The organism is Enterobacter sp. 940_PEND, from assembly GCF_001059415.1.
GTDB lineage: Bacteria > Pseudomonadota > Gammaproteobacteria > Enterobacterales > Enterobacteriaceae > Enterobacter > Enterobacter cloacae_M.
Window position 1 is genome coordinate 19931 of record NZ_JUMS01000125.1, and the last position, 13571, is coordinate 33501.

At 52.0% G+C, this 13571-nt stretch carries 13 protein-coding genes; 1 reads left to right on the plus strand and 12 read right to left on the minus strand.

Translation table 11 applies throughout. From position 1 onward, the window contains the following. Positions 1–2: 2 nt before the first annotated feature. The 12 genes from fabZ to rpsB form a co-directional block, all read right to left on the minus strand. Positions 3–458: a 3-hydroxyacyl-ACP dehydratase FabZ gene (gene fabZ, locus ADJ24_RS18550; RefSeq protein WP_010426706.1), complete on the minus strand. Its 456-nt coding sequence runs from the start codon at positions 456–458 to the stop codon at positions 3–5. Positions 459–560: 102 nt separating this feature from the next. Continuing rightward, positions 561–1586 (minus strand): UDP-3-O-(3-hydroxymyristoyl)glucosamine N-acyltransferase, encoded by a 1026-nt coding sequence (gene lpxD / locus ADJ24_RS18555; protein ID WP_023310461.1) that lies wholly within the window; start codon positions 1584–1586, stop codon positions 561–563. A 3-nt stretch (positions 1587–1589) separates the two neighbouring features. Beyond that, complete coding sequence (gene skp / locus ADJ24_RS18560; protein ID WP_023310460.1) at positions 1590–2084, minus strand: molecular chaperone Skp; 495 nt, start codon at positions 2082–2084, stop codon at positions 1590–1592. A 122-nt stretch (positions 2085–2206) separates the two neighbouring features. Continuing rightward, positions 2207–4624: an outer membrane protein assembly factor BamA gene (bamA, locus tag ADJ24_RS18565; RefSeq protein WP_023310459.1), complete on the minus strand. Its 2418-nt coding sequence runs from the start codon at positions 4622–4624 to the stop codon at positions 2207–2209. A 29-nt stretch (positions 4625–4653) separates the two neighbouring features. Next, positions 4654–6006 (minus strand): sigma E protease regulator RseP, encoded by a 1353-nt coding sequence (gene rseP, locus ADJ24_RS18570; RefSeq protein WP_023310458.1) that lies wholly within the window; start codon positions 6004–6006, stop codon positions 4654–4656. An 11-nt stretch (positions 6007–6017) separates the two neighbouring features. Further along, positions 6018–6875 carry a phosphatidate cytidylyltransferase gene (cdsA, locus tag ADJ24_RS18575; RefSeq protein ID WP_023310457.1) on the minus strand — a complete coding sequence of 286 codons (858 nt, stop codon included), beginning with the start codon at positions 6873–6875 and terminating at the stop codon, positions 6018–6020. A 12-nt stretch (positions 6876–6887) separates the two neighbouring features. Further along, on the minus strand, positions 6888–7646 hold the full coding sequence (gene ispU, locus ADJ24_RS18580; protein ID WP_024907522.1) for a (2E,6E)-farnesyl-diphosphate-specific ditrans,polycis-undecaprenyl-diphosphate synthase: 759 nt from the start codon (positions 7644–7646) through the stop codon (positions 6888–6890). A 186-nt stretch (positions 7647–7832) separates the two neighbouring features. Beyond that, positions 7833–9032 carry a 1-deoxy-D-xylulose-5-phosphate reductoisomerase gene (gene ispC, locus ADJ24_RS18585; RefSeq protein WP_023310455.1) on the minus strand — a complete coding sequence of 400 codons (1200 nt, stop codon included), beginning with the start codon at positions 9030–9032 and terminating at the stop codon, positions 7833–7835. A 95-nt stretch (positions 9033–9127) separates the two neighbouring features. Continuing rightward, positions 9128–9685 (minus strand): ribosome recycling factor, encoded by a 558-nt coding sequence (frr, locus tag ADJ24_RS18590; protein WP_003856180.1) that lies wholly within the window; start codon positions 9683–9685, stop codon positions 9128–9130. A gap of 167 nt (positions 9686–9852) precedes the next feature. Next, complete coding sequence (gene pyrH / locus ADJ24_RS18595) at positions 9853–10578, minus strand: UMP kinase (RefSeq protein WP_008501910.1); 726 nt, start codon at positions 10576–10578, stop codon at positions 9853–9855. Positions 10579–10728: 150 nt separating this feature from the next. Continuing rightward, a complete protein-coding gene (gene tsf, locus ADJ24_RS18600) occupies positions 10729–11580 on the minus strand; it encodes a translation elongation factor Ts (protein WP_014882627.1) in 852 nt (283 codons plus the stop codon). A gap of 117 nt (positions 11581–11697) precedes the next feature. Continuing rightward, on the minus strand, positions 11698–12423 hold the full coding sequence (gene rpsB / locus ADJ24_RS18605) for a 30S ribosomal protein S2 (RefSeq protein WP_003856207.1): 726 nt from the start codon (positions 12421–12423) through the stop codon (positions 11698–11700). 321 nt (positions 12424–12744) lie between these two features. Here rpsB and map point away from each other — a divergent pair, with 321 nt between their 5' ends. Beyond that, positions 12745–13539 carry a type I methionyl aminopeptidase gene (gene map, locus ADJ24_RS18610; RefSeq protein ID WP_023310454.1) on the plus strand — a complete coding sequence of 265 codons (795 nt, stop codon included), beginning with the start codon at positions 12745–12747 and terminating at the stop codon, positions 13537–13539. Positions 13540–13571: the final 32 nt, after the last annotated feature.

Consider the following 13571-nt stretch of genomic DNA (forward strand, 5'->3'; position numbering starts at 1 on the left):
TATCAGGACTCCCGGCTACGAGCACACATCATCGTCGCTTCGCAAACAACTTTGCCGTCAACCAGCGCTACGCCTTTGAAGCGAGTCAGGCCACGACGCGTTTTTTCAAAAGTGACTTCCATGATCATCTGATCACCAGGCACGACAGGGCGCTTAAAGCGCGCTTCATCAATACCCGCGAAGTAATACAGCTCACCTGGCTCCAGTTTGCCGACGCTTTTAAACGCCAGAATACCGGTAGCCTGAGCCATCGCTTCCAGAATCAACACACCCGGGAAGATAGGCTTACCAGGGAAGTGCCCCTGGAAGAACGGCTCGTTCACGGAAACATTTTTCACTGCGCGCAGAAAACGACCTTCTTCAAAATCCAGCACACGGTCTACCAGCAGAAACGGGTAGCGGTGCGGCAGAAGTTCTAAAATCTCTTCAATATGCAGAGTATGAGTGTCAGTAGTCAAAATACTCTTCCTGTCAAAATGTACTGATAACAATAATAACACGGCCTGCCGGTTTATTAGAAAGCCGACAGGCCGGGAAAAATAGCGTTAAACGGATGACGCTTAATCTTGTTGATCGATCTTACGCTCAAGAGACTTGAGGCGCTTGCTCATATCATCAATGTTCATCACCAGAGCTGCTGTTTTACGCCATACCTTGTTGGGTTGTAGCGGAATACCTGAGGAGTACACGCCAGGTTCCGTGATAGGACGCATTACCATGCCCATTCCCGTCACAGTCACCTTGTCGCATATTTCCATATGGCCATTAATCACGCTCGCGCCGCCAATCATGCAATAACGGCCAATTTTCAGGCTGCCTGCCATGATGACGCCACCCGCAACCGCGGTATTGTCGCCAATCACAACGTTATGCGCAATCTGGCACTGGTTATCGATGATAACACCATTGCCAATGATCGTGTCGTCAAGCGCGCCACGGTCAATGGTGGTACAGGCGCCGATCTCCACGCGATCGCCAACAATAACGCGACCAAGCTGCGGGATCTTAACCCAGTTACCGCGATCGTTAGCGTAACCAAAGCCATCAGAACCAATGACGGTGCTGGACTGGACGAGGCAATTTTCGCCAATTTCAACGTCATGATAAACGGACACGTTGGCCCATAAACGGGTCCCGGCGCCGATTTTCGTATTTTTCCCAACGAAGCAACCCGGGCCAATGACGGCGTTATCGCCCAGTACAACGCCGGATTCGATAACCGCATTCGCGCCAACGGCGACGTTGTTACCCAGCTTAGCCGTCGGATCAATCGCTGCGCTGGCAGCAATGTTCTGGGCCGGCTGCGGCGTGGTATCAAGAATTTGAGCCATGCGTGCATACGTCAGGTAGGGGTTTTTCACTACCAGCGCGCTTACAGTGGCAAATGGAAGATCGTCCTGCGTCAGAACAACAGCTGACGCCTGGCATTGAGCCAGTTGCTCACGGTACTTAGGGCTTACCATGAAGGTAATCGTGCCAGCTTTAGCAGATTGCATGGACGCAACAGCGGTGATGACGAGATCGCCATCACCGTGTAATTCTGCATCCAACTGCTGAGCTAAATCAGCCAGTCGAATTGAAGGCATTACTTATTTAACCTGTTTCAGAACATCAGCGGTGATGTCTTTAACATCTTTGCTGTTGAAAGCGACGGCGTTCGCATCAACAACCAGATCGATGCTCTGATCGGCAGCTACTGCTTTAACAGCAGTCTGAATGCGAGTCACCAGCTTGCCGCGTTCTTCGTTAGAACGACGCTGACGATCCTGCTCGAAAGCCTGAGCTTTCTGGGAGAATGTCTGACGCTGAGCCATTACGTCTTTTTCCAGTTTGCTGCGCTCGCTTGCTTTCATGGTAGAACCATCACGCTGCAGACGCTGCATTTTGGACTGAAGATCGTTTTCCATACCCTGCAGTTCGCTTGCACGGCCTTTGAATTCGTTTTCCAGAGTCGCAGAAACACCCGTTTTCTGTGCAACCTGCTGGAACAAATTACCCATGTTGACGATTGCAATTTTGTCTGCTGCCTGAGCAGAAGTTGCCATCGCTAAACCGAGACCTGCAGCTAATAACCACTTTTTCACAATTAACTCCTTACCATCCCATTGGCACCAGAAGGTACCGTTCTTTGCGTGGCAAGGCGACCGAGTTACCGATCGCCAGTTGTCAGCGCTACACTGCCAACGCATTCCTTTGCAGCGGATTATTACCAGGTTTTACCAATGTTAAACTGGAATTGCTCCGACTTATCTCCATCATATTTCTTAAACGGCTGGGCGTAAGAGAAGACCAACGGCCCCAGCGGTGACATCCATTGTAATGCGATACCGGCAGACATGCGAATATTGCTCGGATCGCTATAATCTGGAACGCCTGCCGCACGCATCTGGGCTGTATTCTGCCAGTTGGTATCCCATACCGTACCGGCATCCCAGAAGAAGGACGTACGGACAGAGTTCGCGTATTTATCACTGATAAACGGCGTTGGTGTGATGAACTCCAGACTGGCCACCGCCATTGCGTTACCGCCCACCGCATCATCAGAGCTACAGACTTCGGAGGAGGAAGACTTATAACAGTTGTCTTTGTCGTTCCCGCCGTAGTAGACCGCTTTCGGACCAATGTTATTGGACTGGAAGCCACGAACGGTGCTGGAACCACCCGCATAGAAGTTTTCGTAGAATGGCATTTCTTTGCCGCCCAGACCATCTCCATAGCCCCAACGGGTACGACCCAGGACTACCCACTTATGATCGTCATCAATCGGGAAGTAGGATGCGGTATCCAGCGTGACCTTGTAGAACTCGTTATCGGAACCCGGCACGGTAACTTTACCGTTCAGGTTGACGCGAGAACCTTCCGTTGGGAAGTAACCACGGTCAAGGCGGTTATAGGTCCAGCCGTAGTTAAAGGTGAAGTCATCCGCAGCGAAACCGTTATTATCACTGGACTTACTTGCCGACTGACCAATAGAGTCCAGGTAACGCCACATTGCCACCTGCGGTTGCATGTTGGACAGGTCGTTATGCACGTAGCCCAAGCCTGCACGCAGGGTGTTGTATTCGTTAACCGGGAAGCCAAGCGTACCGTCTACACCGTAACTCTTGTTGGTGTATGAAGACAGGTCCGCGTCATCTGCTTTAAAGTCGTTATAGAAGATACGACCGCCCAGGCTCACACCGTCTACGGTGAAGTATGGGTTAGTCACAGAGAACTCAGAGTAGGTCTGGTAGTCGTTTTTGGTGCCGTTAATACCGACAGAGTAACCCGTACCCAGCCAGTTATCCTGCTGCACGCCGACCTGGAAGCTGACGCCGCTTTCAGTACCGTAGCCCACACCGAAGTTAAAGCTACCGGTGTTGCGCTCTTTCACTTTATATACGACATCAACCTGATCCGGGCTGCCCGGTACGCGCTGGGTATCGGTATCCACCGTTTCAAAATAGCCCAGACGGTTCAGACGCTCTTTACCCTGATCAACGAGGTCGCTTCCCAACCATGCGCCTTCCATCTGACGCATTTCGCGACGCAGAACGGAATCTTTGGAGGTATCGTTACCGACGAAGCGGATCTTACGCACGTAGAAACGGTTGCCCGCATCCACATTCACGTGCAGCTTAACGGTTTTATCCGCGTCATTGATTTCCGGCTGAGTCTGTACGCGCGGATAGGCATAACCATAGCGGCCGAGCAGCTTCTTAATGCTGTCTTCCATTTTGGTTACTTTGGAACCGCTGTACAGATCGCCCGGCTGAATTTTGGTCAGCGATTCGATTTCAGCAGAATGCCCCGCAAGGTTACCACTCACTTCAACACCAGAAAGCTTGTACTGCTCGCCTTCGGTGATGTTAACCGTAATGTAGATGCCTTTCTTGTCCGGAGTCAGACTGACCTGAGTCGAGTCGATGTTGAAACGCGCATAGCCACGATCGAGATAGTAGCTGCGCAGGGTTTCAAGGTCGCCCGCCAGTTTTTGTTTCTGGTATTTGCGATCGCCTACCACGTTCCACCATGGCACTTCATCGCGCAGCTGGAAGGTGGAGATCAGTTCGTCGGTGCTGAACGCGTGGTTGCCGACAATGTTGATCTGCTGGATCTTCGCAGAAACACCTTCCTGGAAGACCAGCTTCAGGTCAACACGGTTACGCGGCAGCGGAGTGACAACCGCTTTCACGCTGGCGCTGTATTTACCGACGCTGTAGTAGAAGTCTTCCAGACCTTTTTCAATGTCTGAAAGGGTTGTGCGGTCCAGGGACTCACCCACACGAACACCGGATGCTTCAAGGTTCTGCTTGAGCATGTCATCTTTCACCGACTTGTTACCGGAGAAAGTGATACTGGCGATCGTCGGACGTTCTTTTACCTGTACCAGCAGCGTATCACCATCGCGCAGGACGCGGACGTCCTCAAAGTTGCCGGTGGCAAACAGAGCACGGATGGTGTTACTGATATCATCATCATTAACCGTATCGCCGGGGCGTACAGGCATACTGAGGAGGGCCGCACCAACGGCGACACGCTGGAGGCCTTCGAAATGAATGTCTTTCACTACGAACCCGTCAGCACCGTATACGGTGGCGCTGCTAAACAGCAGCGACGCTATGAGCAACTTTTTCATCGCCATCGTTATTATGCGTTCTTCCTAACACTCTCTTACAACCGAGAGAAATCATTGAAAAGTGCAAGCCCCATTAACAGCACCAGCAAAATCGAGCCAATGCGATAACTAAAGTCTTGAACTCGCTCGGATACCGGTCCGCCTTTTAGCTTTTCAATCGCCAAAAACAGCAGATGACCCCCGTCTAAAACGGGAAGCGGGAACAGGTTGATTATCCCAAGGTTCACGCTAATGAGCGCGAGGAACATGAGATAGTAAATCACCCCGAATTCCGCTGACATCCCAGCCCCCTGAGCAATCGAAATTGGCCCACTGAGGTTGTTCAGTTTCACATCACCGGTTATCAATTTCCCCAACATGTTGACCGTCAGCTTCATCAGTTGCCATGTTTTATCCGTGGCTTCAAGGATGGCGCTGAACGGCCCATACTGGCGTATTGTCTTGTACTCATCTGGCAGCGGGATCACTTTCGGCACAACGCCTGCGAACCCTTCTGCCTTTTTGCCGACCGACTTCGTATCCGGGATCAGCGTCAGCGAAAGCGGACTGCCCTGCCTTTCAACTTCCAGCGCGAGAGACGTTCCCGGATTATCGCGCACCAGAGTAACAAAGGTCATCCACTCTGTTAATGGTTGACCATCGACTTTAACGATCCTGTCGCCCGCTTGCAAACCCGCTTTGCTCGCCGCCGAATTTGCCTGTACTTCGGCCAATACCGGCTCGATCTGCGCGCCGCGTGGACGAATGCCCAGCGCAGCGACGGGATCTTCTTTGTCTGGCTCGAAACGCCAGTGACGTAAATCGAGTACTTTGTCCTGACGCGTATCTGAACCAAACGGCGATACGCTGATGGTGGTCTGCGGATCGCCAATTTTAGCTACCAGCTGCAGTCGCACGGCATCCCAATCAGGGGTTTCGATGCCATCAATCGCTTTAAGTTCCATCCCGGATGTAATTTGCGCACTCGCCGCGATGGAATTGGGGGCAATTTCACCCACCACCGGACGTACGCCAGGGACGCCGATGATAAACACCAGCCAGTAAGCGAAAATCGCAAAGATGAAGTTGGCTACCGGTCCGGCAGCAATGATGGCGGCGCGTTGTCCAACGGTTTTATTGTTGAATGCGCTGTGTCGCAGCTCAGGAGCGACAGGCTCGACGCGTTCGTCGAGCATTTTCACGTAGCCGCCCAGCGGGATAAGGGCGATGACAAATTCCGTGCCGTGGCGGTCGGTGCGCGTCCAGAGTGATTTCCCAAAGCCGATGGAAAACCGCTCTACGCGCACGCCACAGCGGCGAGCAACCCAGAAATGGCCAAATTCATGCACGGTAATCAGTACACCCAGTGCAACAATGAACGCCGCCAGATTCCAGAGAATGCTCAGCATAAAACCTTCCGTTAAATCGTCCCGAATACCAGTAAAAGCAAACACGCAAACACTGGAACAGCCGCTGTCAGGCTATCAATGCGATCCAGTATACCGCCATGCCCTGGAATCAGGTGTCCACTGTCCTTAATCCCTGCTTCACGCTTAAACATACTTTCGGTTAAATCACCGAGCACGGAGGCAAGCGCAGCAAAAATCGAGCACACCAGCAGTATTGACGGTGCCACTTCAAGATTAGCCCAGACGCCGTAGCCCCAGGAGATGATCGCAGCCGTAAACAGGCCGCCGATGAATCCTTGCCAGGTTTTGCCCGGGGAAACCTTCGGTGCCAGCTTATGTTTGCCAAACAGTTTACCAAACATATAGGCCCCGGAGTCAGCCCCCCAGACCAGAATCATCACATAAAGCAGCCAGATCGCACCGCTGTAGTGGTTTTCGTCGTAGTGCCAGGCTCGCAGCGCAACCATACCCCAGAAAAAAGGAATAATTGTGAGCAAGCCAAAAATCAGTCGCAGCACTTTTGAATTACGCCATAATGCCGCGGAACCCGGATAAAAAAGAACCAGCAACAGCGCGGCAACCCACCAGGCCAGCGATATCCACAAGGAACCGGCAACCAGGGGCTGATGAATATCATGGTGATATTCAGGCAACGTAAACAGCATTATGGCCAGGATAAAGCCACAAAGTACCGCAAGCCATACTCGCTGAGTGCGCGAGGTAAAGCCGCTAAACTGTCCCCATTCCCACGCGGCGAGCATGCACACCACCAGCGTGACAATAGCGAATCCCACCGGGGGCAGTAAAAACAGCGCCGCTATGACAATGGGTATTAATACAAAAGCGGAAATCAGGCGATACTTCAGCAAAAGCTACCCCCATCAGGCTTTGTCGCCACCAGGCTCGGTGCCGCCGAAACGACGCTCTCGATTGGCAAAGGCATGCAGCGCACCTTCAAAGTCTTGTTCATCAAAATCGGGCCAAAGAACATCTGTAAAGTAAAGTTCGGCATAGGCAATTTGCCATATCAAAAAGTTACTTATGCGATGTTCTCCCCCTGTCCTAATTACCAAATCCACAGGTGCCTGTTCATTCATGCAGATTTGCTTGCTCAGCGCCTCTTCATCAATTTGGTCGGGCCTCAACAGCCCTTCCTGAACCTGTTCGGCCAGATGCCGAACGCCCTGGATAATATCCCAGCGTCCACCGTAATTCGCCGCAATATTCAGCGTAAGACCGGTATTATTTTCCGTCAGCGCTTCAGCTTTACGAATCCGTTCCTGCAAACGTGAGTTAAAACGACTGGTATCGCCAATGATGCGCAGGCGAACGTTGTGGCGGTGCAGGCTTTTTACTTCGCTGTCTAGCGCCCACACAAACAATTCCATCAACGCAGTCACTTCCTGCAGAGGTCGATTCCAGTTTTCACTGCTAAAAGCATAGAGCGTTAACGCATCAATGCCGTTGTTAGCGGCAAAAGAAACGGCGCGGCGAACGGATTTCGCCCCCGCTTTATGCCCAAAGGCTCGTATCTTCCCTTGTCTTTTCGCCCAGCGGCCATTGCCATCCATAATGATTGCTACATGACGGCAGCCATGAGCTGGCAAATTTTCGCTTATTGGTTGATTCGCAGACAACATAACGCGTTTTTTGTCCCTGAAAAGGATTTAACGGTACTCAGGAATACTGAAGCCTATACATAAAAAAGCCGTGTCAAACCACGGCTCACCTGACCACATTAAGTCAAATACCTGCGATCAGGTGGCGCAGACTATATCACTGAAGCCCAACGCTAACAAATAGCACGACGACTAGTGCTTGCTTTATCACCAGCTTGCGAGACGTGTCACCTGTTGACGCGCAATATTACGCGCAGCTGCATCCACCGCCAGCACCTCTTCCACGCTTTGTGGTTCGCGCAAATCCATCATCTCCAGCACCGATAAATTTAACGACGCGATATCGGTAAAACGAATTTGCTGATTCAGAAATGCCTCAACGGTAATTTCATTGGCTGCATTAAGTGCCGTCGTCGCCGCCTGCCCCTGGTCAAAGGCATTCATCGCAAGCTTCAGACAAGGATAGCGGTCGTAGTCTGGTTCACTGAACGTCAGGGAACTTAGCTTGCAGAAATCAAGCGGCTTCACGCCGGATTTCACTCGATTTGGCCACGCCATTGAATGGGCAATCGGCGTACGCATATCCGGCTCGCCCAGCTGTGCCAGCACGCTGCCATCCTGATAACGCACCATCGAGTGAATCACCGATTGCGGGTGAATCAGTACTTCCATCTGTTTCGCTGACGCATTAAACAGCCAGCGTGCTTCAATGTATTCCAGACCTTTGTTCATCATGGTGGCAGAATCAACGGAGATTTTACGCCCCATCGACCAGTTCGGATGACGGCACGCCTGATCGGGTGTCATTGCACGCAGTTCAGACAGTGGCGTTTCACGGAACGGGCCACCAGACCCGGTAAGCAGGATAGACACCACGCCATTCTGCTCCAGGTCAGCGTACCCCAGGTTCTGTTGAAAAGGTTGCGGTAAACTCTGAAAAATCGCGTTGTGTTCGCTGTCGACCGGCAAAAGACGCGCGCCGCGCTGCTTCACCGCATCCATAAACAGGCGTCCGCAGGTGACCAACGACTCTTTATTGGCCAGCAAAACATCCTTACCGGCATCAATCGCGGCAAGCGTCGGCAGCAGCCCTGCCGCGCCGACAATGGCCGCCATCACCTGATCCACCTCGTCCAGCGCCGCCATCTCGCAGGCCGCCTGCTGGCCACTCAGCACTTCGGTTCGGCAGCCCTTTTCACGCAGCTGTGCTTTCAGCAGACGCGCGCTCTCTTCGTCATCCATCACCGCATAGCGGGGCGCAAACTCCAGGCACTGTTCGACCATTCGCTGCACATTCTTACCGGCCACCAGCGCTGTCACGTTGTAAAGTTCAGGATTATGGCGAACGACGTCGAGAGTGCTGCAACCGATAGAGCCGGTTGAGCCGAGGAGTGTTAAATGCTTCATGGGATGCCCGAAAAAAGTTAGACCAGATAAAAGCAAAACGCCGCCAGCAAGACCTGAAGTCCCTCTGAACGGCGTTTATCAGTGTACGACAGAAATCAGAACTGCATCAGTTCCGCTTCTTTTTCTGCCAGCGCCGCATCAATTTTCTTGATGGCCGCGTCGGTCATTTTCTGAATGTCGTCCTGAGAACGACGATCGTCATCTTCGCTGATCTCTTTTTCTTTCAGCAGTGCTTTCACTTTATCGTTCGCGTCGCGACGTACGTTACGCACGGATACACGACCCTGCTCAGCTTCGCCACGAACGACTTTGATCAGATCTTTACGACGCTCTTCCGTCAGCGGAGGCAGTGGAACACGGATGTCTGCGCCCGCAGAGCTTGGGTTCAGTCCGAGGTCAGAGGCCATAATCGCTTTCTCAACGGCCGGGCTCATAGAGCGGTCGAAGACGTTGATTTTCAGCGTACGGGTATCTTCAACCGTCACGCTCGCAAGCTGGCGCAGAGGGGTTGGCGTACCGTAATATTCTACGATGATGCCATCCAGCAGGCTTGGGGAAGCACGGCCAGTACGGATTTTGCTGATTTGGTTTTTGAACGCTTCTACGCATTTGTCCATGCGTACTTCAGCATCTTTTCTGATGTCGTTAATCACGTTACGAATCCTTGAAAACTTGTCTCAGGCAGACTATCCGCCAGCACAGCGCTACAGGTGTGCTAAGTATAGTCGCGTTTAATTCATGACAACGCCAAAGGCGCGCCCGGGTAAGATACCACTACAAAATAAAGCGGAATCTTACCTGTATTTATCGTCAACGGAAATTATTCCGTGATCAAAGTGCCTTCTTTTTCGCCCATGACCACGCGACGCAGTGCGCCAGGCTTATTCATGTTGAAGACACGGATCGGCAGTTTGTGGTCGCGAGCCAGCGTGAAGGCGGCAAGATCCATCACTTTCAGCTCTTTATCCAGCACTTCGCTGTAGCTCAGCTGATCGTACATGGTGGCAGAAGGATCTTTTGCCGGGTCGGCAGTAAACACGCCGTCTACTTTGGTCGCTTTCAGTACCACATCGGCTTCGATCTCGATACCGCGCAGGCAGGCGGCGGAATCGGTTGTAAAGAACGGGTTACCCGTACCGGCGGAGAGGATCACCACGCGGTTGTTGCGCAGCAGGCTGATGGCTTCTGCCCAGCTGTAATTATCGCATACGCCATTCAGCGGAATCGCGGACATCAGGCGGGCGTTCACATAGGCGCGATGCAGTGCATCACGCATCGCCAGGCCATTCATCACGGTTGCCAGCATACCCATGTGGTCGCCCACAACGCGGTTCATCCCCGCTTTCGCCAGACCAGCACCACGGAAAAGGTTGCCACCGCCAATGACCACGCCAACCTGGATACCCAGTTCGACCAGTTCTTTGATTTCCTGTGCCATGCGATCAAGGATGCTTGCGTCAATACCGAAGCCTTCCGATCCCTGCAGCGCTTCGCCACTCAGCTTAAGCAGAATGCGTTTGTACACGGGTTTTGCATTGGTAGCCATGTTTCTTTCCTGAGACTGTCAACGATTAAGATGGGGGTTAATTCTGGCGACATGATATGCCGCAAATCAGCACAGCGATACTGGAGCCTGTCTGATTTCCTGTGACGGGTGACAAAAAGAAGCCGCCCTCAGGCGGCTCCTTTTCAAACATTAAGACTGCTTGGACATTGCAGCAACTTCTGCTGCGAAGTCAGTCTCAACTTTCTCGATGCCTTCGCCCACTTCGAAGCGGATGAAGCCAGTTACGTCAGCGTTGTGCTCTTTCAGCAGCTGAGCAACAGACTTGCTTGGGTCCATTACGAATGGCTGGCCAGTCAGAGAAACTTCGCCGGTGAATTTCTTCATGCGGCCTTCAACCATTTTCTCTGCGATTTCTTTTGGCTTACCAGACTGCATCGCGATGTCCAGCTGAACCTGGTACTCTTTCTCTACCACTTCAGCAGACACGTCTTCTGGCTTAACGAATTCTGGTTTGCTTGCAGCGATGTGCATTGCCAGCTGTTTAACCAGTTCTTCGTCAGCGCCTTTAGCCGCAACCAGAACACCGATACGTGCACCGTGCTGGTAAGAGCCCAGAACGTCGCCTTCCAGAGAAGATACGCGACGAATGTTGATGTTCTCACCGATTTTAGCAACCAGCGCAACACGTTCTTCTTCGAACTGTGCTTTCAGAACTTCAACGTCAGTGATTTTACCCGCAACAGCTGCGTCCAGAACTTTGTTAGCAAATGCCTGGAAACCGCCATCTTTAGCAACGAAGTCAGTCTGGCAGTTAACTTCCAGAATGATGCCGTAGTTGCCGTCGATCTTAGTGATGATCACGCCGTCAGCAGCAACGTTGCCTGCTTTTTTAGCTGCTTTGATCGCACCGGATTTACGCATGTTTTCGATTGCCAGCTCGATGTCGCCGTTCGCTTCAGTCAGCGCTTTTTTGCAATCCATCATGCCTGCGCCAGTACGCTCGCGCAGCTCTTTTACCAGGGATGCGGTAATTTCAGCCATTCTTAAATCCTCGGGAGATGTGAACTGCCCGGCCGGGGGCCAAACAGTGTAAATTGAAAAAAGGGGCCGGTAATGGGCCCCTATTCATACACGGTACTAATAAGGGGTAAAACCTTATTATTCAGCTTCTACGAAGCTTTCTTCCGCCTGAGAAGCCAGATCCTGGGAACGGCCTTCACGAACGGTAGCAGCTACAGCGCTCAGGTACAGGCTAACAGCACGGATTGCGTCGTCGTTACCCGGGATAACGAAGTCAACACCGTCCGGATCGGAGTTGGTATCAACGATAGCGAATACCGGGATACCCAGGTTGTTAGCTTCTTTGATTGCGATGTGCTCGTGGTCTGCATCGATTACGAACAGCGCGTCTGGCAGGCCGCCCATATCTTTGATACCGCCCAGGCTGTTTTCCAGCTTGTCCAGTTCACGAGTGCGCATCAGCGCTTCTTTCTTAGTCAGCTTGTCGAAAGTACCGTCCTGAGACTGGGTTTCCAGATCTTTCAGGCGTTTGATGGACTGACGAACAGTTTTCCAGTTGGTCAGCATGCCGCCCAACCAGCGATGGTTCACGAAGAACTGGTCGCAGCTGTTAGCAGCATCTTTCACAGCTTCGCTTGCAGCGCGCTTAGTACCAACGAACAGAATCTTACCTTTACGGGAAGAGATCTTGTTCAGCTCAGCCAGGGCTTCGTTGAACATTGGTACAGTTTTCTCAAGGTTGATGATGTGAACTTTGTTACGTGCGCCGAAGATGAAAGGCTTCATTTTCGGGTTCCAGTAACGGGTCTGGTGACCAAAGTGAACACCAGCCTTGAGCATGTCGCGCATGGAAACAGTTGCCATGTTTAAAACCTCTATATTGAAAGTTGGGGTTATGCCTCCACGTATCCCATATTACCGACCCCGAAGGGCACCCCGGAATATGTGCCGATACGTGTGTGTTGTTACACAAAGTGAGATTTTTCGCTTCCGTCCAGCCTGTGTATCTGAGATGGATCGGAAGTCCGGCGCGCTTTATACCACAAAACACGACCAGAAACCAACAGTTGTTGGCGGAGTGTGCTGTTAATGATTCTCAATTTGGCACGGAGCGTGCCTGACTGATACCATTGACGACACTTAGACTAGTATTGTCGAAAAAATCGACACCGATGGACAGATTACATGGCTATCTCTATTAAGACACCTGAAGAAATTGAAAAGATGCGCGTCGCCGGTCGTCTGGCCGCGGAAGTGCTGGAAATGATCGAGCCGTTCGTGAAGCCGGGCGTCAGCACCGGTGAGCTGGACCGTATCTGTAACGACTATATCGTAAACGAGCAGCACGCGGTTTCCGCCTGCCTCGGCTACCACGGTTTTCCGAAATCCGTCTGCATCTCTATTAATGAAGTGGTGTGTCACGGTATTCCGGACGATGAAAAACTGCTGAAAGATGGCGACATCGTCAACATCGACGTAACCGTCATTAAAGACGAATACCACGGTGACACCTCAAAAATGTTCATCGTTGGCAAGCCGACTATTCTTGGCGAGCGTCTGTGTAAAGTGACGCAAGAGAGCCTCTATCTGGCGCTGAAAATGGTTAAACCGGGTATTCGCCTGCGTACCATCGGTGCGGCAATCCAGAAGTTTGTGGAAGCAGAAGGTTTCTCCGTGGTGCGCGAGTACTGCGGTCACGGCATTGGTCGCGTCTTCCATGAAGAACCGCAGGTCCTGCACTATGACGCAGATGACGGCGGCGTGGTGCTGCAAAAAGGCATGACCTTTACCATTGAGCCGATGGTCAACGCGGGTGACTATCGCATCCGTACCATGAAAGACGGCTGGACGGTGAAAACCAAAGACAGAAGCTTGTCTGCGCAGTACGAGCATACTATTGTGGTAACAGACAACGGCTGCGAAATTATGACGTTGCGCAAGGATGACACCATCCCGGCGATACTGACGCACGATGAATGATAAAAAAGCCGGCAAATGCCGGCTTTTTTAAT

What these genes read in the sequence shown, in the direction of transcription:
- lpxD (WP_023310461.1), bottom strand. Translation starts at nt 1,586, where the DNA reads ATGCCTTCAATTCGACTGGCTGATTTAGCTCAGCAGTTGGATGCAGAA.
- bamA (WP_023310459.1), bottom strand. Translation starts at nt 4,624, where the DNA reads ATGGCGATGAAAAAGTTGCTCATAGCGTCGCTGCTGTTTAGCAGCGCC.
- rseP (WP_023310458.1), bottom strand. Translation starts at nt 6,006, where the DNA reads ATGCTGAGCATTCTCTGGAATCTGGCGGCGTTCATTGTTGCACTGGGT.
- ispU (WP_024907522.1), bottom strand. Translation starts at nt 7,646, where the DNA reads ATGTTGTCTGCGAATCAACCAATAAGCGAAAATTTGCCAGCTCATGGC.
- ispC (WP_023310455.1), bottom strand. Translation starts at nt 9,032, where the DNA reads ATGAAGCATTTAACACTCCTCGGCTCAACCGGCTCTATCGGTTGCAGC.
- pyrH (WP_008501910.1), bottom strand. Translation starts at nt 10,578, where the DNA reads ATGGCTACCAATGCAAAACCCGTGTACAAACGCATTCTGCTTAAGCTG.
- tsf (WP_014882627.1), bottom strand. Translation starts at nt 11,580, where the DNA reads ATGGCTGAAATTACCGCATCCCTGGTAAAAGAGCTGCGCGAGCGTACT.
- rpsB (WP_003856207.1), bottom strand. Translation starts at nt 12,423, where the DNA reads ATGGCAACTGTTTCCATGCGCGACATGCTCAAGGCTGGTGTTCACTTT.
- map (WP_023310454.1), top strand. Translation starts at nt 12,745, where the DNA reads ATGGCTATCTCTATTAAGACACCTGAAGAAATTGAAAAGATGCGCGTC.